The organism is Bilophila wadsworthia ATCC 49260 (assembly GCF_000701705.1).
GTDB lineage: Bacteria > Desulfobacterota > Desulfovibrionia > Desulfovibrionales > Desulfovibrionaceae > Bilophila > Bilophila wadsworthia.
The window spans coordinates 1-22,779 of sequence record NZ_JNJP01000003.1 but is presented as its reverse complement, the minus strand read 5'-3'; the positions used below and the strand labels follow the sequence as shown (position 1 = coordinate 22,779).

General features: G+C 58.6%; 18 protein-coding genes and 1 tRNA gene. 11 read left to right on the top strand and 8 right to left on the bottom strand.

The genetic code is table 11. The annotated features are described in order from the left end of the window. Nucleotides 1–4: 4 nt before the first annotated feature. The 9 genes from T370_RS0102165 (at nucleotide 5) to T370_RS0102125 (ending at nucleotide 9,962) form a co-directional block, all read left to right on the top strand. Nucleotides 5–1,297: a lipoprotein-releasing ABC transporter permease subunit gene (locus T370_RS0102165; RefSeq protein WP_005028880.1), complete on the top strand. Its 1,293-nt coding sequence runs from the start codon at nucleotides 5–7 to the stop codon at nucleotides 1,295–1,297. Continuing rightward, the gene (locus T370_RS0102160; protein WP_005028879.1) at nucleotides 1,294–2,034 is read left to right on the top strand and encodes an ABC transporter ATP-binding protein; all 741 of its coding nucleotides are present in this window, start codon (nucleotides 1,294–1,296) and stop codon (nucleotides 2,032–2,034) included. The genes T370_RS0102165 and T370_RS0102160 overlap by 4 nt, the downstream gene beginning before the upstream one ends. Then, entirely contained in the window at nucleotides 1,991–4,690 is a 2,700-nt protein-coding gene (bamA, locus tag T370_RS0102155; protein ID WP_029434578.1) for an outer membrane protein assembly factor BamA, read from the top strand. The genes T370_RS0102160 and bamA overlap by 44 nt, the downstream gene beginning before the upstream one ends. A 114-nt stretch (nucleotides 4,691–4,804) precedes the next feature. Further along, the gene (locus T370_RS0102150) at nucleotides 4,805–6,481 is read left to right on the top strand and encodes an N-acetylmuramoyl-L-alanine amidase (protein WP_005028877.1); all 1,677 of its coding nucleotides are present in this window, start codon (nucleotides 4,805–4,807) and stop codon (nucleotides 6,479–6,481) included. 435 nt (nucleotides 6,482–6,916) lie between these two features. Further along, nucleotides 6,917–7,471: an OmpH/Skp family outer membrane protein gene (locus T370_RS0102145; RefSeq protein WP_029434577.1), complete on the top strand. Its 555-nt coding sequence runs from the start codon at nucleotides 6,917–6,919 to the stop codon at nucleotides 7,469–7,471. Then, nucleotides 7,472–8,506 (top strand): UDP-3-O-(3-hydroxymyristoyl)glucosamine N-acyltransferase, encoded by a 1,035-nt coding sequence (gene lpxD / locus T370_RS0102140; RefSeq protein WP_005028875.1) that lies wholly within the window; start codon nucleotides 7,472–7,474, stop codon nucleotides 8,504–8,506. 33 nt (nucleotides 8,507–8,539) lie between these two features. Next, nucleotides 8,540–9,001, top strand: a complete 462-nt coding sequence (gene fabZ, locus T370_RS0102135; RefSeq protein WP_009379767.1) for a 3-hydroxyacyl-ACP dehydratase FabZ — start codon at nucleotides 8,540–8,542, stop codon at nucleotides 8,999–9,001. 1 nt (nucleotide 9,002) lies between these two features. Next, entirely contained in the window at nucleotides 9,003–9,839 is an 837-nt protein-coding gene (gene lpxA / locus T370_RS0102130; RefSeq protein WP_029434576.1) for an acyl-ACP--UDP-N-acetylglucosamine O-acyltransferase, read from the top strand. 47 nt (nucleotides 9,840–9,886) lie between these two features. Then, nucleotides 9,887–9,962: transfer RNA gene (locus T370_RS0102125), tRNA-Thr, on the top strand. Between the two features lie 250 nt (nucleotides 9,963–10,212). On the opposite strand, the gene tsaA is transcribed toward T370_RS0102125, so the two are convergent. Then, the gene (gene tsaA, locus T370_RS0102120; protein ID WP_248604191.1) at nucleotides 10,213–11,061 is read right to left on the bottom strand and encodes a tRNA (N6-threonylcarbamoyladenosine(37)-N6)-methyltransferase TrmO; all 849 of its coding nucleotides are present in this window, start codon (nucleotides 11,059–11,061) and stop codon (nucleotides 10,213–10,215) included. Nucleotides 11,062–12,117: 1,056 nt separating this feature from the next. Here tsaA and T370_RS24760 point away from each other — a divergent pair. Continuing rightward, entirely contained in the window at nucleotides 12,118–12,753 is a 636-nt protein-coding gene (locus T370_RS24760) for a hypothetical protein (protein ID WP_156034315.1), read from the top strand. Nucleotides 12,754–13,160: 407 nt separating this feature from the next. Next, a complete protein-coding gene (locus T370_RS0102105) occupies nucleotides 13,161–14,375 on the top strand; it encodes an iron-containing alcohol dehydrogenase (protein ID WP_029434573.1) in 1,215 nt (404 codons plus the stop codon). A 359-nt stretch (nucleotides 14,376–14,734) separates the two neighbouring features. On the opposite strand, the gene hmcF is transcribed toward T370_RS0102105, so the two are convergent. The 7 genes from hmcF to T370_RS0102070 all read right to left on the bottom strand — a co-directional run bounded on the left by hmcF (nucleotide 14,735) and on the right by T370_RS0102070 (nucleotide 22,467). Further along, entirely contained in the window at nucleotides 14,735–16,126 is a 1,392-nt protein-coding gene (gene hmcF / locus T370_RS0102100; protein ID WP_005028866.1) for a sulfate respiration complex iron-sulfur protein HmcF, read from the bottom strand. A gap of 33 nt (nucleotides 16,127–16,159) precedes the next feature. After that, nucleotides 16,160–16,840 carry a sulfate respiration complex protein HmcE gene (gene hmcE, locus T370_RS0102095; RefSeq protein ID WP_005028865.1) on the bottom strand — a complete coding sequence of 227 codons (681 nt, stop codon included), beginning with the start codon at nucleotides 16,838–16,840 and terminating at the stop codon, nucleotides 16,160–16,162. An 18-nt stretch (nucleotides 16,841–16,858) separates the two neighbouring features. After that, entirely contained in the window at nucleotides 16,859–17,002 is a 144-nt protein-coding gene (hmcD, locus tag T370_RS0102090) for a sulfate respiration complex protein HmcD (RefSeq protein WP_005028864.1), read from the bottom strand. 17 nt (nucleotides 17,003–17,019) lie between these two features. Beyond that, nucleotides 17,020–18,240 carry a sulfate respiration complex protein HmcC gene (gene hmcC / locus T370_RS0102085; protein ID WP_029434572.1) on the bottom strand — a complete coding sequence of 407 codons (1,221 nt, stop codon included), beginning with the start codon at nucleotides 18,238–18,240 and terminating at the stop codon, nucleotides 17,020–17,022. Between the two features lie 72 nt (nucleotides 18,241–18,312). Further along, nucleotides 18,313–19,518 carry a sulfate respiration complex iron-sulfur protein HmcB gene (gene hmcB, locus T370_RS0102080; RefSeq protein ID WP_029434571.1) on the bottom strand — a complete coding sequence of 402 codons (1,206 nt, stop codon included), beginning with the start codon at nucleotides 19,516–19,518 and terminating at the stop codon, nucleotides 18,313–18,315. A 14-nt stretch (nucleotides 19,519–19,532) separates the two neighbouring features. Continuing rightward, nucleotides 19,533–21,299: a sulfate respiration complex hexadecaheme cytochrome HmcA gene (gene hmcA / locus T370_RS0102075; RefSeq protein WP_009379779.1), complete on the bottom strand. Its 1,767-nt coding sequence runs from the start codon at nucleotides 21,297–21,299 to the stop codon at nucleotides 19,533–19,535. A 277-nt stretch (nucleotides 21,300–21,576) separates the two neighbouring features. Next, entirely contained in the window at nucleotides 21,577–22,467 is an 891-nt protein-coding gene (locus T370_RS0102070) for a GNAT family N-acetyltransferase (RefSeq protein ID WP_005028850.1), read from the bottom strand. Nucleotides 22,468–22,779 lie beyond the last annotated feature (312 nt).

Sequence of the window (22,779 nt, the reverse complement as noted above, 5' to 3'; positions counted from 1 at the left end):
CTCTATGCGTTTTGAACTCTTCGTAGCTTTGCGCTACCTCTTTGCTCGGCGCAAGCAGGCCTTTATTTATATCATTTCAGCCATGTCCGTGCTTGGCGTGGCCATAGGCGTCGCCGCGCTGGTCGTGGTTCTCGGCGTCTACAACGGGTTCACGACGGACATCCGGGATAAAATCCTCGGCGCGAACGCGCACATCATCGTTTCCGGTCCGCTGGCGGCGCTCACCGCGCCGCCTTCGGATGCGGACTTCGAAAAAATGCGCGGCGGCGAAGCCCCCGAACTCTCCGGCATGGCGGCTGTGCTCCGGCGCATCAACGCCACTCCCGGCGTCGTCGGCTCCACCCCCTTCCTCTACGCGGAAGGCATGTTGTCCTCCCCGAGAGGCGTCAAAGGCGTCGTCCTGCGGGGTATCGACCCCAAGACCGCGCCGGACGTCCTGACCATGCTGGACAACCTGAGCAGCGGCAGCGTCGCGGACCTGAACGCTTCCGTGGAGGGCGCGCCGCCCGGCGTGCTCATCGGCAAGGAACTGGCACAGCGCCTCGGCCTGGTCGTGGGCAGCCGCGTCAACCTCCTTTCGCCTTCCGGACAAAAGACCACCGCCGGTTTCCAGCCCCGCATCCGTCCCTACAAGGTTGCGGGCATTTTCCAGACCGGCATGTTCGAATACGATTCGTCGCTCGGGTTCATCTCCCTTGCGGCTGCGCGCGATCTGCTGGGCCTGCCTTCCGATCAGATTTCCGGCATCGAGGTCACCGTCAAGGACGTATACAAGGCCGATACCGTGGCCGCCGCCCTCCAAAAGGAGCTCGGCCCGCTGGCTTCCGTCCGGACATGGATGGACATGAACGCGAATCTCTTCGCTGCGTTGAAGCTTGAAAAAATCGGCATGTTCATCCTGCTGGCGATGGTCGTCCTCATCGGCTCCTTCTCCATCGTCACCACGCTGGTCATGCTGGTCATGGAAAAGACGCACGACATCGCCATCCTGATGTCCATGGGCGCGACCAAGGGGATGATCCGCCGGATCTTCATGCTTCAGGGCACGATCATCGGCGTGGTGGGCACCTTGCTCGGTTATGTGCTCGGCATAGGGCTGGCGCTCCTCCTCCAACGATACCAATTCATCAAACTTCCACCGGGGGTTTATACGCTGGATCACCTGCCCATCCTGCTCAATTGGGTTGATATCGTCGTGGTCGGCGTGTCCGCCATGACCTTGTGTTTCCTTGCCACGATCTACCCGGCGCGGCAGGCTTCGAGCCTTGAACCCGCCGAAGCCCTGCGGTTCGAATGATGGAACAGACAGCGTACGCGACCGCGCCCCCGGTGCTCTACGAGCTTTCCGGCGTCGAGAAGTCCTGCGAGGGACCTGCGGAGCGCATCACCATTCTGAAAAATATGGACCTGACCGTCCGCGCTGGCGAATCCCTCGCCATCGTCGGAGCGTCGGGATCGGGCAAATCCACCCTCCTCCACCTGCTCGGCGCGCTGGACACGCCGACCGCGGGCAAGGTATTGTTCGAGGGCAAAAGCCTGCCGGACATGACGCCCGTGGAAAAAGCCCATTTCCGCAACAAAAAGCTTGGGTTCGTCTTCCAGTTCCACCACCTGCTGCCCGAGTTTTCCACCGAGGAAAATGTGGCCATGCAGGCGCTCATCGCCGGGATGAACCGGTCGAAGGCGCTGGGGCTGGCGCGGCAGGCCCTCGAACGCGTCGGGCTTTCCGACAGGAAGGATCACAGGGTAACCACCCTTTCCGGCGGCGAGCGTCAGCGCGCCGCCATTGCGCGGGCCATCCTGCTGGAGCCACGCGTGCTGCTGGCCGACGAGCCGACCGGCAACTTGGACCAGCGGACCGGCGATTCCGTCGCCGAATTGCTTCTGGAACTGAACCGCACACTCGGCATGACCCTCGTCATTGTCACCCATAACCGTGAAATGGCGGGAACCCTCGGGCGCTGCCTCGAATTACGATCTGGAGAACTGTATGAAGAGATGCGTACTCGCGCTGCTGGCGCTGGCGCTGTGTAACCTGTTGTTCCACGGTACGGCTCAGGCGGCGCCCAAACAGGCGGCCTCGGATGCTGTCCGTGTGGCTGTGCTCCCCTTCCAGATCAATGGAGGGGCGGATCTCAACTACCTGAACGACGAGCTGCCCAAGCTGTTTGAGCAGCGGCTGGCCCAAAAGGGATTCAAGGTCATTCCGGCAAAGGATACGTTGCGCCTGCTCAAGAACCAGCAGATCAGCCAGCTCAATCTGGCGACCGCGCGCTCCATCGCCAGGCAGACCGGGGCGAACTACGCCGTGTACGGCAGCTTCAGCAAGACCGGCGACGCGTTCAGCATCGACGCCCGCATGGTGGATGCCGCTGGGCAGCAGGGGGCGCAGCCCTATTTTGCCCAGAAGCAAAACATGATCGAACTGCTTCCCGCCGTCGACGAACTTGTCGACAAGATGGGCGGCGGCGCGGTCAAGGGCGACGCCATCACGGACATCCAGATCCGCGGCGTCAAGGTGCTCGACCCCGACGTGGTGCTGATGCGCCTGTCCACCCGCAAGGGTGATGTGGTTGATCCCTCCACGCTCAATGAAGAAATCAAGCGAATCTGGGATCTCGGCTACTTCAGCGACGTGAACGCCGACATCGAACAGGGCGGACAGGGCCGCGTGCTCGTGTTCACGGTCAAGGAAAAGCCCCGCATCGACGACGTGATCGTCAACGGTTCCGACGAAGTCAAAAAAGAAGACATTCTGGCGGCCATGAGCTCCAAGACGGGCTCCGTCCTCAACGACCGCCTGCTTGCCGAAGACATCCAGAAGGTCACCGAGCTGTACCGCAAGGAAGGCTTCTACCTCGCCGAAGTGAACTACCGCATCGAGCAGAAGGCCAACAGCGCCTCCGCCGTGCTGGTCTTCGACGTGAAGGAAGGCAAGAAGCTCTACATCAAGGAAATCAAGATCGAAGGGCTCCAAGGCATCGACGCCGGCGATCTCAAGAAGGAACTCGCGCTCCAAGAACACGGCATCCTGTCATGGGTTACCGGAACGGGTGTGCTCCGCGAAGAATACCTTGAGCGCGACTCCGCCGCGATCACGGCCTACGCCATGAACCACGGCTACGTGGACATTCAGGTCGCCGCGCCGCAGGTGGACTACTCCGAAGACGGAATCACCGTCACGTTCACCGTCAATGAAGGCAAACGCTACAAACTCGGCGAAATCGGCTTCAAAGGCGATCTCATCGACAGCGACGAGCGCCTGAAAGAAGTGATCAAGCTTGACGACTACAAAGATTCCAACGGGTATTTCTCCCTCACCGTCCTGCAGGACGACATCAAGGCCCTCACCGACTTCTACGGCAATTACGGCTACGCCTTTGCCGAAGTCGATGTGGACACCCCGAAGAACGATGAGGAAGGCATCATCAACGTCTTCTATGTGCCGCACAAGAAGCAGAAGGTGCATATCCGCCGCGTGGTCACGCAGGGCAACACCCGTACCCGCGACAACGTCATCTTCCGTGAATTGCGCCTTGCCGACGGGGACCAGTTCGACGGCTCCAAGCTGCGCCGCTCCAACGAGCGCCTGAACCGCCTCCGCTACTTTACCCAGGCCGACACCACCATCGTTCCCACGGACAAGGACGATGAGGTCGATCTCCGCGTCAACCTGAAGGAAGACCGCACCGGCGCCATCATGGGCGGCGTGGGCTACTCGACCTTCTACCAGTTCGGCGTGAGCGGCAGCATCCAGGAGCGCAACCTGTTCGGCCGCGGCTACTCGCTCGGCCTGCAGGGTTTCGTGTCCGGCAAGTCCTCGTATCTGGACCTGTCTTTCGTCAACCCGCGCATCTACGATACCGATTTCGGTTTCAGCAACAACAGCTACGCCATCTGGGAAGAATGGGATGACTTCAAGAAGAAGACCATCGGTAATACCATCCGCCTCTTCCATCCCATTGGCGAGTACACCTCGGTGTCCGTTGGCTACCGTCTCGACCGCTACACCCTGTTCGACATTCCCGACACGGCCTCCCGCGCCTACAAGGAATACGAGGGCAAGAACCTCTCGAGCGTCGTAAGCACCAGCATCACCTACGACTCCACCGACTCGCGCGAACGTCCCACGTCCGGTGTGGTGGGCCGCGTCTCTATGGAATACGGCGGCGGCGGTATCGGCGGTAACGACAACTTCTTCAAGCCTATCGGTGAATTGCAGTCGTTCCACACCCTGTTTCGCAACCCGAACCACATCTTCCATTGGCGTGGCCGCGTCGGCGGCGTGTTCGAAAACTCCAACAAGCCGGTCCCCGTATTCGACCGCTTCTTCATCGGCGGCATCGACTCCATCCGTGGTTATGACTCGGAAGACCTTGCCCCGCGCGATCCCAAGTACCACGACGAAATCGGCGGCGACCGCATGGGCTTCCTGAACTTCGAATACATCTGGACATTCCATCCGGAAATGGGCATCGCCCTCGTGCCGTTCTTCGACATCGGCTACAACATCGACTCCAGGCAGACTTCCGATCCCTTCAGCGACCTGAAGAAGTCGGTCGGCCTCGAACTGCGCTGGCGTTCGCCCATGGGCGACCTGCGCTTCGCCTACGGCTTCCCGCTGGACAAGAACGTCAAGGGTGACCGCCCCGGCGGACGGTTCGAGTTCTCCATGGGTCAGTTCTTCTAAAAAACAAGGGTGCGGGAAAGAATATCTTTCCCGCACCCCTTCCGCTTTGCCCGCTTCTGTGCGGGCGGACTTCTTTGACGCGGCACGGCCGCCCATCAGGACAGCTTCCCCTTCATGATTCTTACCGGTTCTCAGACTCCGCACAGATCATCCCCCGCCATCGGGCGTCTGTTCAGACCCCTTTTGGTCGCCTTTGCCCTCGCCCTGTTCGTGACCGCGTTTTCCGACGCGCACGCGGCTCCCTCCTTTGAACAGCAGTACGAGAAGGCCAAGCAGGATATGGAGTTCCTCAAGAGCGACTCCAAACGCGGCGGCTGGCGTGAGCCGTGGGAAAAACTCGCCCAGTCGTTTTTCGACCTCCACGAAAAATATCCCCGCTGGCGGAACCGCCCTGCGGCGCTCTTCCGTTCGGCGTTGGCGATGGAGGAGCTTGCCAAGCGTTCCATGCTGCGGCAGGACGCTCAGGCCGCTGTCGATCGGTATGGGGTGTTCCTCAAAAGCTACGCCAGCCATGTGCTGGCCGACGACGCGCTGTTTGGCATTGCGCGTATCAAGGCGGAACGGTTCAACGATTTTTCCGGAGCTCAGGAAGCGCTCAACACCATCCAAAATCAATATCCCCGGGGTGATGTCGCACCGGAAGCCAAGCTCTACGCCCAGCGCCTCAAGGCGGCGCTGGAAGCGGCCAAGAGCAGCACGCCGGGCAAAAAGACGGCGGCGCTTCTGACCGACATGAAATGGGAAAACCAGAAGAATCTGGCCGTCATCACGCTGGAGTTCGATCGCCCCATCATCTGGTCCATCGACACGCAAAGCGGCAGCAAAAAAAACGACATCCCCAACAGGATGGTTGTGGATCTCATGGGCGTCAATCCGGCTTCGACGATCCGCCCCGGCATCAAAGTGCAGGGCAGTTCCCTCCGCCGTATGCGCCTTGACTTGTCCGCTCCCGATAAAACCCGGCTTTTGCTCGATTTCAGGCAGGTCAAACGCTTCATGGTCAAAACGGAATCCTCGCCGTTCCGTATCGTCATCACGACCTCGGCCACGGACGCCGCCATGCCTCGCGGCATCTCGTTCGGCCAAGGGCTGCAATCGAGCGATCCGCTTTTCCGGTTCGCCACCCGATCCATCATGATCGATCCCGGCCACGGCGGCAAAGATCCCGGAACCGTGCACAACGGCGTCATCGAACGTGAAGTGACGCTGGACATCGCCAAACGTGTGGGCAGCATCCTCGCGGGCAAAGGCATCCAGGTGCACTACACCCGAACGGACAATACATGGGTTTCGTTGTCCACCCGTTCCTATATGGCGAATCAGGCCCGCGCCGATGTGCTGCTGTCCATCCACGTCAACGCCAGCCCCAATGAAAACGCCTGCGGCCTGGAAACGTATTTCCCGGATACAGCCTCAAGCAGTGCGGATGCGGGCAAGCTTGCCGGGCTGGAAAACGCCAACGGAGGCCATAAGGGAGATACGGGATCCCCTGCCGCTTCGTCGTCGGTTCGCAGTCAGGAATCCCGCCGCCTCGCCGACACGGTCCAAAAATGTACCCTCTCCGTCATGAAGGAAAAGACCTTCACCGTCCGGGACGGAGGGGTCAAATCCGGCCCCTTCAAGGTCTTGCTCGGCGCGAATATTCCGGGTATCTTGGTTGAAGTCGGTTATTGCTCAAACGCACAGGAAGCCGCCAACCTTGCGATCCCCACGTATCGGCAGGCGTTGGCGGAAGGGATCGCTTCCGGCATCCTTGCCCATTTGGGCAGCCTCGACGGGAACAAGCGCTGATCCCGTTCCCCTACGCGTTCTTCCCCGTCTGGCAATTTTCTTCCCAGCCCTGTTCCCCTCTGCCTCTTTCACGTGCGCTTCGGGAAAAGAGAAAACGCTGCTCCGTTCTCCTTGAGTAACAAACCTGCAAGGGGAGCTGTCCAGAGGACAGTTATCTACTCACAGCGCTCTCCTCGCAAAGTATATTTTGCGGTAAAACAAACCCGCCGAAAGAAAAAAACTCAGCCTTCTCCGCACCGGGAATATCCCTGAAGGATCCTAACTTTCTTTATCTTCCGGAATAACTGGATATAAAAATCTTTTCAGAAATCCGGGCTCTCTATCCGCTTTCATGCCCATAACGGAACATGTCTTGACGACTCACGCGTTGAAGGCTATCCATTTCGATCTGCGGGCCGGGTTCCCGCTAGTGTCTGTACATCCAAGGAGAAGAATATGTTCAGAGTATTGTCCCTCGCTCTTGTGGCTTGTTTGTTGATGGCGGGTTCCGCTTTCGCCGACATGAAAATCGGTGTGTTCAACTCTCAGGCCGTTGCTATGGACAGCGACGCAGCCAAGGCCGCCCAGCAGAAGCTGCAGTCGCAGTTCGGCGCCGAGAAGACGCAGCTTGAAAAGCAGGCCAAGGATCTGCAGTCCAAGGGTGAAGCCCTTCAGGCTCAGGTCGCTAAAATGTCCGCCAAGGAACGTGAAGACAAGCAGATGGAATTCCTCCGCCTGCGCCGCGCCTTTGAAGAAAAGTCCCGCAACTTTGCCCGCAAGGTGGAAAACACCGAAAACCAGATCCGCCAGAGCATGGCTCAGCAGATCTACGACGCCGCCACCACGATCGCCAAGCAGCAGAAGCTTGATCTTATCCTCGACGCCGCTGCCGGCAGCGTGATGTATGCCACGCCCAGCCTCGACATCACCAAGCCCGTCCTTGCTGAAGTCAACCGTTTGTGGAAGGCCGGCGGCAGCAAGTTCCCGGAACCCAATACCGGTAAGAAGTAAATGGTTGCCCGTAAACTCTCCGAAATCGCGGCCCAGCTTGGCTTGATCCTGCAAGGCGACGATGCCGAAGTCATCGGCGTCAACACCTTGGAGGGGGCCGGGCCCGATGAAGTGAGCTTTCTGGCAAACCCCAAATACGCTGACCAGCTCGCGGCAACGCGGGCTGGCGCCGTCATAGTCCGTCCCGAACACGCCGGGGATGTCAGACGCGCCCTGATCAGCGAAAATCCCTACCAGGACTTCGGCCGCGTTCTGGAGCTGTTCGCCGCACCGCAGGGCAGCTTTTCCGGAATCAGCCCGTTGGCCTTCATTCATCCCGATGCCGAACTCGGCGACGGGGTGACCGTTTACCCCTTCGTTTACATCGGTCCCCATGCCACGGTGGGAAGCGGCGTCAAGCTCTTCCCCGGCGTCTACGTGGGCGAGAACGTCCGCATAGGCAAGGGCACCACCGTCTATCCTAATGCCGTGCTCATGGCCGGAACGCACGTCGGCGAAGGCTGCATCCTGCATCCGGGTTCCGTGCTCGGCGCGGACGGCTTCGGCTTCGCACGGACCCCTGCGGGCATCCAGAAAATCCCGCAAGTCGGCAAAGTCACCATCGGCAACGCCGTCGAGGTGGGGGCCAACGCCGCCATTGACCGGGCCGTGCTCGATGCCACCCGCATAGGTGACGGCACAAAAATCGACAATCTCGCTCAGATCGGGCATAATGTGCAGATAGGCCGTAACGGCTTCGTCGTCTCACAAGTGGGCATTTCCGGTTCCACCACGGTCGGGGACAACTGCACGTTCGCCGGACAGGTCGGTATCGCCGGGCACCTGCACATCGGCGACAACGTCACCATTGGCCCCCAGTCGGGGGTCGCCAAAGATATCCCCAGCGACGTCGTCGTGGGCGGCACGCCCACCGTGGATCAGCGTACCTACATGCGCACGCTGGCCCTTATGCCCCGCTTCCCCGAACTCTTCAAGCGCCTGTCCAAGCTTGAAAAGGAACTGGAAGAACTCAAGGGCGGCAAGCCGGACGCCTAGCTCTTTGCAATTCAGACTCAAGGAATACACAGCATGGACCAGCCTACCTCGTTTGACATCCGCAAGATTCTGGAGTTTCTCCCCCACCGTTATCCATTCCTGCTCGTGGACAGGGTCAACGAGATCGTGGACGGGGAATACATCAAGGCGCATAAGTGCGTCAGCTTCAATGAACCGTTCTTTCAGGGGCATTTCCCCGGCGTCCCGGTGATGCCCGGCGTGCTGATCATTGAAGCTCTGGCGCAGGCTGGCGGCCTGCTGGTGCTGCATGGTTTCGATCCGAGCGAGACCGCCGGGAAGCTATTCCTCTTCTCCGGGCTCGAAAAGGTCCGCTTCCGGCGTCCGGTCTTCCCCGGCGACCGTCTGGATCTGGAATGCCGCCTCATCCGCCACAAGCTGAAACTGTGGAAGATGGAAGGTCGGGCTTACGTTGACGGCGTGCTCGCCGCCGAAGCGGAAATCACCGCTGCCGTGACCGATCGTGGAGACATGTAATATGGGTTGCAGTATGGCTTCTCAACAAGTCCACCCCACTGCTATCGTGCACGCCAATGCGCAGATCGGCAAGGATGTGGAAATAGGCCCCTATGCGATCATCGAAGAGCATGTCGTCATCGGGGATCGCTGCCGCATCGACGCCCACGCCGTCATCAAAGATTACACGAGGATGGGCGTGGGCAACCATATCCATTCCCACGCGCTGGTCGGCGGCGAACCGCAGGATCTCAAGTTCCAGGGCGAAGTGACGTGGCTGGAGCTCGGCGACGATAACCGTATCCGTGAATTCGCCACGCTCCACCGGGGCACGGAAGGCGGAGGCGGCATTACCCGTATCGGCAGCCGCAACCTGTGCATGGCCTACACGCACATCGCCCATGACTGCCAGCTCGGCAATGACATCGTCATGTCCAACGGAGCCACTCTCGGCGGGCATGTACGCGTGGACGACTTTGCGATCATCGGCGGCCTTTCCGCAGTGCACCAGTTCGGCCATGTCGGTACCCACGCTTTCGTGGGCGGCATGACGGGCGTTGCGCAGGATCTTCCCCCGTGGATGCTGGCAGCGGGCAGCCGTGCGCTTGTGCATGGCCCCAATCTTGTGGGACTGCGCCGCGCCGGGGCTTCCCGCGAGACGATCTCCGCTTTTAAACAGGCCTTCCGCCTCATTTGGCGCAGTGAGATGCCCCGCTCCGAAGCCTTGGATCTGCTTGCGAACGACTACGCGAATCTGCCTCAACTGATGGAGTTTGTGGATTTTGTCCGCAGCAGCGAACGCGGGCTCTGCCCCGCCGAAAAAAATGTTGAAAAAAAACTTGACGACGACGCTGTATAAAGCTAAAAGCTTCTTCGTCGACAGCGACAAGCGCGACACATAGAGATGCCTTTGTAGCTCAGTTGGTAGAGCGCATCCTTGGTAAGGATGAGGTCTCCAGTTCAATTCTGGACAAAGGCTCCATAAGAAATCAAGCCCTTTCGGTGAACAACCGGAAGGGCTTTTTCGTCATGGCCGTTCAGCTCCACTCCTGTCCTGCTTTTTCCATATGGAGAGTGAAGTGCCCACTGAAATCGTAATCTCCGCCAGGGAGCGCCGGTCCACGCCTGGTACAATGTACAGTCCTTCTCCTCATGGCAAGACCGCCCGCCGTACAGCCGCCCCCGACCGTCATGACCTCTTCACTTTCCACCGGTTCCATTGCTCCCGGTCTTCATGGATGGGGGCTTTTAGTTACGGTTGTGCAACTTCCCGTCGGGATTTCCCCATCACGAAATTTTTCTCCTGCCGCATCAATGGAAAGGACTTCAAGCGTCGAACCGTTCACCCGGAACCTGACATTGCGTCCGGCAAAGGCAACTCCGTAAATCCGTTCGGGATCATCCTGATAGGATGGTCGCGGATCAAGGGCCAGAACCTCACGCAGCGTCTTCCATTTGCCTGCGGGAAGTCCTTGCAGGGCTTCCCGCGCGGCACTCACCTCAAGCCGGGGTTCCGGCTTCGTTCCCGCAAAACCGCCTGTCGCCTGAGGGATACAGTCGGCGTAGGGAAGGTAGGGTTTTATATCCAAAATCGGCGTTCCGTGCAGCAGGTCGGCCCCAGAAACCCGTAACAACGGGCCTTCCGGGGACTGAAGCACAATATTTTCCAGCTTCACCGCCGACAGCCCCAGCGGATTTGGACGGAACGGCGAGCGCGAGGCAAAAACGCCCACCCGCGCATTGCCGCCTAAACGCGGAGGCCGGACCGTGGGCGACCAGCCTTTGCCTGCGGATGCGGAAAACGCCCAGATCAGCCAGATATGGGAAAAACCTTCCAACCCCCGCAACGCCTCCGCACTCCGATAGTCCGGTTCAAAAATAATCTCAGACAGAGCCGTCTCCACGACGCCGCTTTGCCGGGGAATACCAAATTTTTCCTGAAAGTCATTACGGATAGATGCGATTACGTTCATAGGAGTACCACCTTTTCGAGCATCACCGGGCATCGCCTGACGGCCCACCGGAACAGTTGAAACGGCATTGAAGGGAGAACCGCCCGCCTTTGGCTGACGGCGAGGCACCAAGATTACGCCTGGCGTTCTGAATATGGGTAACGTTGTCCGGAAAAAGGGCGTTGGCTCCCAAAACACATACGTCTGCTCGGGTAGTCCTCGAAATATCATGGGGCAGCGGGCCCCTCTTCGCCTCCCACCGGTTCCACGTCCACGAACCAATCAACACGATGACCCAAGCCAACACAGCCGCCCACTGTCTCCCTCTCCGCTCAAGAGCGGTTTCATGTTCCGCCCATAAGGCCCATAGCCAGTCAGACGCCCACCATATTAGGCCGGAAGCCGACGCGCAAGACTCCTCACCATAGAAAGCCCTCCTTTCGTGTAGGGTATCCGCCGGACCATGCCGGCAACAGGGAAAACTGCTTCAGCGCAGCGATAGGAGGCGAGCGCAGATTCCCCCTTCGTCCTCCCCACAAGGCATAAATCCGTTTCCCCAATCCCCTTACACGCTGCGGCATAGAACACTCCGAGGGGAAACAATTCACCCCTTCCCCATACCGCCGTACCAGTCTGCCCCGGTTTCAGCATGAGGGAAAAGAGGAAGAACGCCATAGGCGCGTACCTCTTGTTTCAAATCTTGCCGTTTCCTCTGATGCAAAGATGCCTCACCACACCTTTCCCCTCTTGGAAGCCGTTTCACATTGGGCAATGACAACCCTCTCAGCACCTATGTACTGCTTTTATTGATTTTACAATCTAAAACCTTGTCTTTGGAGAGGGCTCACCACCCACCCAGATGGAAAACTACCTTTTTCTGTGCGATGGCATGGTTCTGAAAGTCCTGCGCCCCATACTTGGCAATAGGTTCCCTCTACCATATTTACCCTTTTCCGTTCATTCCTAACGGAATTATCCCCCTGTGCAGCCCCGTTAAGGCACAACAGCCTTTCATCACTCGTAAATCATACGCACTTATTCTTATGGACTCTACACAATATCAGCATATACCCGCGTATCTACACTGGCATCGCAAAATACTCACTCGGCTCAAACAATTCATAGTTGCCAACTCATTTCTTGATATGCCTATATGGCGAGAAAGGCGTTCTCGTGAGGTGTATCATGTCCATTCGTTCTCTTCTCTTATGCTGTATCCTTTTATTTCCATGTATCGCTTCGGCATCTCCGCTTTCCATCCAACCTTCTGTGAGCACACTTGGGGTTGGAGTTGACATCAGCTATCGACAAAATAGTTTCATAGCCTACAGGTTAAGTGCTTTTACTCAACCATTCGATACAAAAATAAAACTCAAAGGCATTCAGTATAAGACTGAAGACTCCAGCCACAGCGTGGGTTTACTGTTGGACATCTTCCCCTTTGAAAATGCTTTCCGGATATCCGCTGGCGCTTATTATTTCAAGCTGGATACCGCACTTTCCACGTCGGTAGATGCAATCAATCCCATTTATGAAGAGCTGATCAATCAGACGAGTGGAAAGGCGACATGGGAAAGGCTCGCACCTTATATTGGCCTTGGTTGGGAAAGTACTCAACAATCCGAATCGTCTTTAGGATGGCACGCCTCGCTTGGGGCCTTATATATGGGGAAAGCTCGTGTCTCTTTCCAGCTTCCGGATGTCCCCATCCCCAAGCGTTACGTTGGGAGAATACAAGCAGAGGAAGACAATATTAAAAGCAAAGTACATAAATACACTTGGTACCCTGTTTTATCACTTGGATTCACATATCGTTTTTAATATAGTGAAATTATAAGAGCATCCTCCAATTATCCCCCTATACTGGCCGTACAATACACCTTGCCGATCGTTCCGTTTTATTGAGGAATAAAGATGATCATCAAGTGGCTCTTGCGCGTAACGGGCCTAAGACGCTGGCTCGATCGGCTGGATCGGGAGTGGAAGGGAATCCTTTAACCAGAAAAGGAGTCTTTCAGCGCCTCTTTCCAGCCTCAATACACTCTCCAACATGTTGAGTATATGACAGTTTCCTCATGAGCGAATTCTCGGTTGTTGCCTTTTTCATGATTTTCGAGCTGAGAATACAGTATCCCTCTTGACAGGCATTGTATTCGGGTTTAATTGTGAATAAAAGAACAATTTGTTTGATTACTCAATCTAATCTGTTTTCCATAAAGGAGATCGCCATGTGGGATACTCGATTCGATGAGCGTGATGTTAAGGAAATCCGCACAAAGACAACGACCTATCTTGGAGTCGGAGCCATCGCCAAGATTGATGACATCGCCGCCGATTTGAAGGCCAGAGGCATCGACTCCATCCTTTGCGTGACCGGCGGGCATTCCTACAAGCTTACCGGCGCATGGGATTACGTCACCGCAGCCTGCGCCAAGCACGGCATACGCATCTCCCTGTACGACAAGGTGACTCCCAACCCCACAACCGACTCCATAGACGAGGCGGCGGCCCTCGGCAGATCCGCCGATGCCAAGGCCGTACTCTGCATTGGCGGCGGCAGCCCCATCGATGCGGGCAAAAGCGCGGCTATTATCCTTGCCAATCCAGGCAAGACGGCGGAAGAGCTGTATACCTTCGCGTTCACGCCGACAAAGGCTGTCCCCATTGTTGTCGTCAACCTGACCCACGGCACGGGCAGCGAAGTCAACCGCTTCGCCGTGGCCAGCATTACGAAGCACAACCACAAGCCAGCCATCGCCTATGACTGCCTCTATCCCTTGTTCTCCATCGACGATCCGGGCTTGATGATCAAACTCTCGCCTAAGCAAACCCGCTATGTGTCCATCGACTCTGTGAACCACGTCATCGAAGCGGCCACAGCAGTTACAGCCAACCCGCTGTCCATCCTGCTGGCTGGAGAGACTATCCGCCTTGTGGCGGAATACCTGCCCAAGGCGCTCGCCAACCCCGAAGACCTCAAGGCCCGTTACTGCCTGTCTTACGCTTCCATGATCGCAGGGACCGCATTCGACAACGGATTGCTCCACTTCACACACGCACTGGAACATCCCCTCAGCGGCATCAAGCCAGAACTCGCGCACGGCCTCGGCCTTTCCATGATCCTGCCCGCCATCATCGAAGAGTGCTATCCCGCCTGTTCCGCCACGCTAGGCACGATTTTACGACCGCTGACGCCTGACCTCAAAGGAACCCCGGACGAGGCTCACAAGGCCGCCAGAGGCGTTGAAACATGGCTCGCCGACATGGGCGTACCGCAGAAGCTGGAGGACGAGGGGTTCACCGAGAACGACATCCCCCGCCTGTGCGAACTGACCCGGACCACGCCGTCCCTCGGGCTGCTTCTCTCCGTCGCCCCTGTCCCGGCAACTCCTGAGCGTATTGAAAAAATTTACAGGAGATCGTTGAAGAAGATGGATGCGTAAGCAACCGGAGAAAAAACGGAGAAGAGCCTTACAGGATTACGACTCTTCTACAAATCTCTTGCAACTCTATCGGCTGATACGAAAATGACCTGAGCGGGTTAACCTCAATCCAGTCTTACCCAAGAGGAAAAGATTTCTCCGATGTAAGAGAACCCGGTCTGTACATATCGGCCCTCCCCTCCTCCCGGCATAAAAAACCGCCCCGAATCAACGATTCAGGGCGGTTTTTATACTCGTAATATTGGCCCGGTTACTCAGGCAAGCCTGGTTGGGACCACGAGCCATTGTGAATACGGGAGACGTGGGAAGGAAAGAAATCCTGAAAAGGTGTTCCCTCCTCCCCGCGTTCTATTCCTTCCTTATTCATCATCCTGCGGTTTCAGGTGATCGGGGACGATCATCATGTCGATGATGATGGGCTTGAGGAAGCTCCACTTGATGTCGTGCACATGGTACACTTCCATCATGTCGCGGATGGCGTCCCAGCAGTTGTGGCAGGGCGAAATGACCATCTTGGCACCGGTTTCGCGGATCTGCTGCAACTTCATGTACAGGCCCTTGTCACGCTGCGGGCGGAACTTGCCGATGCCGTTGAAGCCGCCGCCGCCACCGCAGCAGAAGTTGTCTTCGCGGTTGCACTTCATTTCGCGGAAGTCTTCCGCGATCTGGCTCATGATGTAGCGGGTGTGCTCGGCGAGGCCGTGGTTACGGATGTAGTTGCACGAGTCCTGCAGGGTCACGGGCATCTTGAGGCGCTTGGCGGGATCGATCTTGATCTTGCCCTTGCGCAGCGCATCGGCCAGCCATTCCACATAGTGCAGGAACGGGACCGGCGGCTTGCCGTCTTCGCGTCCGGCCCAATAGGGGCCTTCCACGACCGTGGCGCGGTGCGCGTGCCCGCATTCCGTGCCTACGACCATCTTGGGGCGCAGACGATCAACCGCGCCGTAGATACGCTTCACGTTGTTGGCGCACGCTTCCCAGTCACCGGCAAACAGGGACAGGGACGTGTTTTCCCAACCCACGGAAGGAACGGTCCACTTTTCCCCGGCCACATGGAAGAGGATGGCGGCCTGCGCCACGTCTTCAGGATAGTGCTTGGGTTCGCGGGCGTTCAGGATGTACATGACATCGCAGTCTTCCTTGTCGATCGGGATCTCGAGGCCCGGCCACTCTTCCGCGTTTTCCTCGGCCATCCATTCGCAGGTGTCCACCCAGTCTTCGGTGGTCACGTCCATCTGGGCGCCGTATACGCGGTGCATACCCGCACCAATCTTGAGTTCCCACGGCACGAAGCCCTGAGAATACAGCACGCCGCGCAGATAGCTGAACATGACGCCCATGTCGATGCCGTGCGGGCAGTACGTACCGCAACGGTTGCAGCAGGTACATTTCGCCCATGCCACTTCCATCGTATCGATCATGAACTTCGTGTCGACCTGCCCCTTGCGGCGAAGCATTTCGCCGAGCGTGGACTGGATCTTGTAGGACGGAACCTGCTTGGGATCGCGGTTGTTCGCCGTATACAGGAAGCAGCTGTTCGCGCACAGGCCGCAGTGGGCGCAAATCTCGAGCCACGTGCGGGTGCGGGACTTGCAGGTCTTCTGCAGGGTTTCCCACAGAGCGACCGTGTCCACTTCCAGCATTTCCATTTCTTTATAATACTGCTGCCCACCCTTGTCGCCGAGGAGCGCTTTCAGATCTTCCTCGGTGTTGATGGGCCGTCTGTTGCAAAACTTGCCTTCAGGCATGTTGTCCTCCAATATGCTGACAATCCCGGGGGATTACCAGGGGAAAGCGGGGCCGCGCGACGCGCCGCCACGCTTGATGGCGTAGTCCATGCCAAGCTGACCGCGCGACATGAAGTACAGCACGATGTGGGAAAGCTTGGTGAACGGCGCCAGAATGAGCACCAGCTCGGCCGCGAAGATATGCCACAGGAGCCAGCTTTCATAACCGGGGGCCTGCATACGGGCGAGGAATCCGGCGACGAGCACAAACAGCACCAGCAACAGGATACCCCAGTCGCCCAGCGTCGTCAGGAAGCGGACTTCCGGCAACGCGACGCGGCGCAGGATCATCATAAACGCACCGACGATGGCGAGCACCGTAAAGGCGTCGGAGAACCACATGGGCAGCGAAGGCAGGCTGAAGCCGAAGCGTTCCTGCATGATGACCATGTGACCGGCAAGGAACAGAGGCACAATCACCACGCCGATATGGAACAGGAAGAAGGCGATGGTGAAATACGGCTGCCTGCGCCAGCTGTGCGTCCCAAAAGGAACCAGCCACTGAAGGACGGAAGAAATCGCGCCCTTCATACCGATTTTACGGCCGGGGCCGTAGGCGACACGTTCAAGCCGCCAATCCAACCCCCGGATATACAGGACCACACGGCGGGCAAGGCCAATCACGAAGATGAGAAAGGCAGCCCACAACATGGGACCAGTGAGGAATTCGTACATACAACAGCTCCTTGCGGATTACTCGGGTCTGCCGGTTCGCTCGTCGCGACCAAAAAGGAAGCGCCAGTATCCGAGGAACCCCACGAGCGCGACGCCCATGAGGACATACGTCCAGCCCTTGGTGAAAATCATAAACGAGTAGAGCGTGGGGAAATCTTCCATGTTTCGCTCCCGGCGCCCTAGTGGGCGTCCTTGAAATCAGGGTGTTCGTACAGGACCGGCATCTTCGAGCACACGAAGCGGTACGCCGTCACGATCAGGGTTACGATAAAGATGGACAGGAACACTTCCGAGATGCTCGGGAAGTAGCGATCCGCGCTGTCCAGCTGCCAGTTGAAGGCCACGAGGCACACGTTGAAGCGGTTGACGACGATGCCGAGCACGCCGAACACCGACGCCACACGAATGAGCGTGATGTTCTTTTCGCGCACGCCGAGGGCGTACAGGAAGGCGGGCAGGAGCACGAAGCCGACCATTTCGACGGCGAACCACGCACCGTAACCGGAAGCGAGATAGTGCCAGTCGTTGTCCATGGTGGTGTCCAGCACCTTGATGATGAAGTAGCCGATCAGCACGAAGGAAGCCGCGCGGCCGAAGCCGAACACAACGCCGTCGGCTTCACGCAGGTGGGTTTCATCCATCTTGTTGTGCAGTGCCTTGTGGGACAGCGTGCCTTCGAAGATGACCATCGAAAGACCGGCCACCATCGAGGAGATGAAGAAGAACACCGGCATGAACGGCGAGTACCACAGGGGGTGCATCTTGCTCGGGGCGATGAGGAACAGCGCGCCCAGCGAGGACTGGTGCATCGTGGACAGCACCACGCCGAGGATGGTCAGCGGGATGGTGAAGCACAGCACGGCCTTGCGGATGGTATGCATTCGGGGACGCAGGCGGACGAGCCAACAGGGGGCGTCCTTCATGCCGAGGAGCCATTCGAGGCCCACGGGGGACCATTCGATGAACAGCACGGTCAGGTAGATGCCCACGCACAGGCCCACTTCGAACAGCAGGGACGTGGTGCCCTGCGATACAAGCAGAGGATACGGCAGACGCCACGGCTGGCCCACGTCGTACAACAGGGCGACGACCACGAAGGCGTAGCCGAGGAAGGCGGTCAGGATGGCGGGGCGCACGGCCGAATGATACCGCTTCATGCCGAAGAGATAGCAGGCCGAAGAGGTCACATAGCCGCCCGCCGCCAGTGCGACGCCGCACAGCAGGTCAAAGGCGATCCAGATGCCCCAGGGGTTGTTGTCGTCCAGGTTGGTCACCGCGCCGAGGCCGAATCCGAAGCGCCCGATGGTGATCAACAGCCCGATGGCAAGGATCACAGCCGTGATCAGGTTGCCGGGCGTGCGGGGGATGGACAGCAGCGTCTTGCCAACGCAACCCTGCATACAAGGCTTGGCGGCCATGACGTCAGCCACGGCATCAAGACGATTCGAGAGGTTCTTCCAGAGTTTCATTGCTTACGCCTCCCCGCCGTTGGTGTCGTGCTTGCCCTTCTTGCCCTTTTCAGGCTTGGAAGGCTTGGCGGCAGCCTTGGCAGCGGCTTCTTCGGCGGCCTTCGCGGCAGCCTCTTCCGCAGCCTTCGCCACGGCTTCGGCCTTTTCGGCCTCAAGCTGCGCCCGGAGAGCCTCTTCGGCTTCGGCCACGGCCTTCTTCACTTCATCAGCGACGGCGCGATCCTTTTCCTTGGCGGCTTCCTTCGCGGCCTTATCGAGGCTGGCCTGCAGCTTCTTCGCGGCTTCTTCCTCGGTACGGGCGACGGCGGCGTTTACGGCATCGTTCTGCTCTTCCTTGGCGATCTGTTCTTTACGCTTGGTGATCGCGTACGCGCCGCCAAGCAGGACAGGCCAGATGCCCACAACCATGGGCACGGCTCCGAGCGCTCCAGCCGTATATTCGCCGGCGGCCTTGGTGCCGAGATCCTCGTTGAGGCCCACTTCCTTGAACTCAGCGCCGGAAATGGTCATCCACGCGGTGCCGCCCATTTCGTGCTCGCCGTACACATGGTTCTGGTAGCGTTCGGGATGAGCGGTGATGCGATCCCACGCGATCTTGACCAGATCCTTGCGCTTGCCGAACACCAGCGCTCCGGTGGGGCAGGCTTCCACGCAGCCGGGAAGCTTGCCTTCCTGCAGGCGGGGGTGGCACAGCGTGCACTTCTGGACCAGCGGATTGAGGGCGCGGTCGTAGGTGTAGCCGGGGATATTGAACGGGCACGCGACCATGCAGTAACGGCAGCCCACGCAGAGGGTGGGATCGTAGGTCACGGAACCGTCGGGGTTCTTGGTAAACGCCTTCACGAAGCACGCACTGGCGCAGGCGGGTTCCTCGCAGTGCATGCACTGGCTCTTGCGGAACACGTCCTTGTCGAGGCTCGCGGGACGGTACTTGTTCACCACGGTCCACTCTTTGGCGGACGTGCGGCGCTTTTCGTTAAGCACGTTGAGATCGGTGAAGGGCTTCTCCGGTTTGGGGAGATCGTTGACCTTGTTGCAGGCCTGTTCGCACCTGCGGCAACCGATGCACAGCGTGGTGTCGTGAAGCACACCCTTGCTGTCGGGGTAGCCGTGGAAGGTTCCGCCCGCGGCGGACGCGGATTTCGCGCCGCCCAGAGCCGAACCGATACCCAGCCCACCCATCAGAGTCAGAAATGATCTACGGTTCATATCTTCTCCTCCGCCTATTTCACGCGCGGGGTATGGCAACCCGCGCAATCGGTGGCGGCAGGCTTCTCGATCTTCATCCGATCGTGGCAGGCCATGCACTGTTGATGATACGCAGCCTTGAGCGAAGGCTTGTTGACGCTCGTAGCCATCTTGTCAGCCTCAATCCCGTGGCAGCTGGCGCACTTCGGCGGAGTCTTCAGATCCGCGATGGGGCTGTTGTGGTGGCACGCGGCGCACATGGCCGTCGGCGACGTATGGAACGCGGAGGCAAGCCCGCTGTCGGCGGCACCCTTCACAAGGGCTTCGTAGATCTTGCGGTGCGGGAACACGCTCGGTTCAAAATCGTTGGACAGAGCACCGATGGTCACGGTCTCAGGCACTTCGACGGCCGGGAAAGGCTTCGCCGGAGCGGGCTGGGCGGCCAGATCCTTGGCTGCGATGTCGGCAAGCTGTTCCTTCGTGAGATCGAAGGCGGAACCGTCGGCGATCTGGGCGGAGGTAATGCCCTTCACGTCCTTGTGGCAGGTGGCACAGGAATCGGCGGGCATGACCGGAACCGCCCCGTGGCAACCGGCACATTCCTTCTTCTGCATCACGGTCTGCTGATGGCAGCCCACGCAGCTGCTGTCCGAGGTCTTCGCGTGCATGGCGTCGGCCAGCTTCACGAAGTTGCCGTCCTTGTTGCCGTCGACGGTGTGGCAGACGGTACAGGACTCGATACGGACATGGTGGCAGGTGCGGCAGCTGTCCACGGAAGCCTCATGCGCCTTGTGGTTGAACACCACGGGCTTCATGCCGGCTTCGGGAGCGCCCACGGGGCGCTTGGCGTTGTTGACGGGCAACAACACGGTGGCGTCGGGCTGACCACGCATCAGGCGGGGAACCGGATTCACCTGCTTGAACTTGGACTGGGCCTCTTCGGTATGGCAACCGGCGCAGGTGGTGGGGCCGGTCACAATCGCGGCCTCAATGGAGGCGGCTTCGGCGGCGGCCTCGGCCTGCACTTCCTTGGCGGAAAGCTTCTTCGTGCTCTTGGGCTCGGCGGCCTTCTTGGCTTCCACCTGAGCGGTCAGATACGCACGAGAGGACTGGGCCACGTTTTCATGGCACCACACGCACTTGGTGTGCACGGCGGTCTGGAGAGAAGGCGTGGAACCAACGGCCTTTTCGCCGTGGCAGGCGGCGCAGGCGTCTTCCTGTCCCTTCTTCCATACGAGCTTGTTCAGCTTTTCGTCATACACATGGTGGCAAACGCCGCAGTTTTCTTCGGAGTTGGCCGGGTTGACGATAGCTTTGGAGCTGACGTGCAGATAGTGGAGCGATTTGCTGCCCATCTTGACGGGCTTCTGTTCAGCCTTGAACGGAAGCTTCGTGTCGTGACAGGCGCGGCATTCGCCGTCGAGCGGACCCGTCTTCTGGTTGTTGGAAGCCATGTTCTCATGGCAACCGATGCAACCATTATGATAGATGTTTTCCAGCTTCTTGGCGTCGGTGCCGTCTTCCTTGCGCTGGAATTTGACGGTGTGCCCGTTCGCGGTGGGCGTATGACAGACAGAACAGTCTTGGCCCGTGGCAGCGAGAGCCTTGGTGTGTTCGTCATGCAAAAACACGGCGGGAGGCATTTCCAGCTTCTTGAGCTGGCCTATGGCATCGATGCGGATCACGTCGGGGCGGGTTTGGGCGGCCAGCGACGGTGAAGCAAACAACGCAATCCCACCCAAACCGATCACGGCAATCGCCGCCAGCGCAATCCCACGCAGCAGTTTTCGACCGTTTTCCATGGTGGCAGTCCTTTGCAAATAGAAAAAGAAACATTTCCCCTGACAACAAAACCAGTCTGATTGCAGTATGATGCCATATGCTCTCAGACAGGTGCCTAGCTTCTCAAGCTGGTATCGTGAAAAAAAGTCTCCGTCAAGGGGGGAATGCCTGATCCGACGCCCCTTAGCGGGCGCCAACACCCCCACTTTCGTGAAAAAACAAACGAATGTTTCCTCTCTTTACCTGCTTGAATGCTCAATGAACGCCCTAGGCATCTAAAAACAATATAACATATTATTAAAAAAGGATTTCTTCGCTCAAAACATATTCCACAAACAAACCGCACGGCTCAAAACCTTGCCGCCTGTATACAGGTTCCCCCTCGCTCGAAGCCTGCAGCACCGCCAAAGAGGCTCCCGCAGCCTGTCCGGCCCGCAAAAGCGCCGCCGTCATGGCTCCGCCGAAGCCTCTTCTGCGAAAGGCTTCACGAGTGCTGATCATATGCAATCCCGCCGTATTACCTTTTTCACTCAAGAAGAGTTCCCCGCTGACCACAGGGACCTCCCCGGCAAAGCCCACAAACAGACGCATGGGCGCAACAGCTTGAAACAACACCTGTTCGGCGGCTTTGTACAACCTTTTCACATCCTCATCCGGCGGGTTCCAGTTGGCGGCGAGGACATCCGCGTAGGCGGACAGTTCGGCGGACGTCCCGACCTGTACGATCCGCAAGCCTTCCGGCGGACGTCCTTCCGGCGTCCAGCGGTTTAGAGGCAAAGCCATGCCCGTTTCAAGCTCGCCTATCCCGTAGCCGTTCCGCCCGAACGCCGTACGCTGGCGGTTCAGCGCGCCTTCGTCCTCGGCGCTGGCCCACACCGTAAACGGGCGCTCCGTCGCCGGGGGAAGGGCCATTCCCGGCAGCTCCAGCAGATCCCGGGGGCGTTTGCCCGCGAACCAGTCCTTAGAGGCCTGCAACAGGCCGTCCTCCGCTCCCCGCTCAACCCGGCAAGGCCGCCCGTCTCCGCCGCATTCCCAGAGCACCTTGTTGAAGGTATCCGAGCCCAGTCCCGAATCAACAAGAAGCGCGCCGCCCAGATCCCGGATCAACATGCCGGGCATCCTGCGCTGCAAAAAGGGCACATGCCCGAACAGGTTTTCCCGGGCCGCCTGATAGTGTGACGTTGTCATAAGCAATTCCTTTTGTTTGAGAGTAAGGAAGGAGGAATTTGGGAGGGGGAAGGGGCCTTTTGAAAAAGGGCTCCCTTCCCCCTTGTCCCCCTAAAACTTTTGTGTGCGGGCGGAAGCCTGTACCTCTATGAAGCATAGGGCCGCACTAAGGCTCGCCAACCATCAAAACAATATCCCAGACGCATGACTGCGGTAGCTTTATAGCATTCAATAATTGTTCAAATAAAAAGGGGAAAGCCGTTGCGCGGCCTCCCCACCAGTCGAAAATCTTGGGAAGGTGAGAGGAGGGGGTCCGGGGGAGGGGAGAGGAAA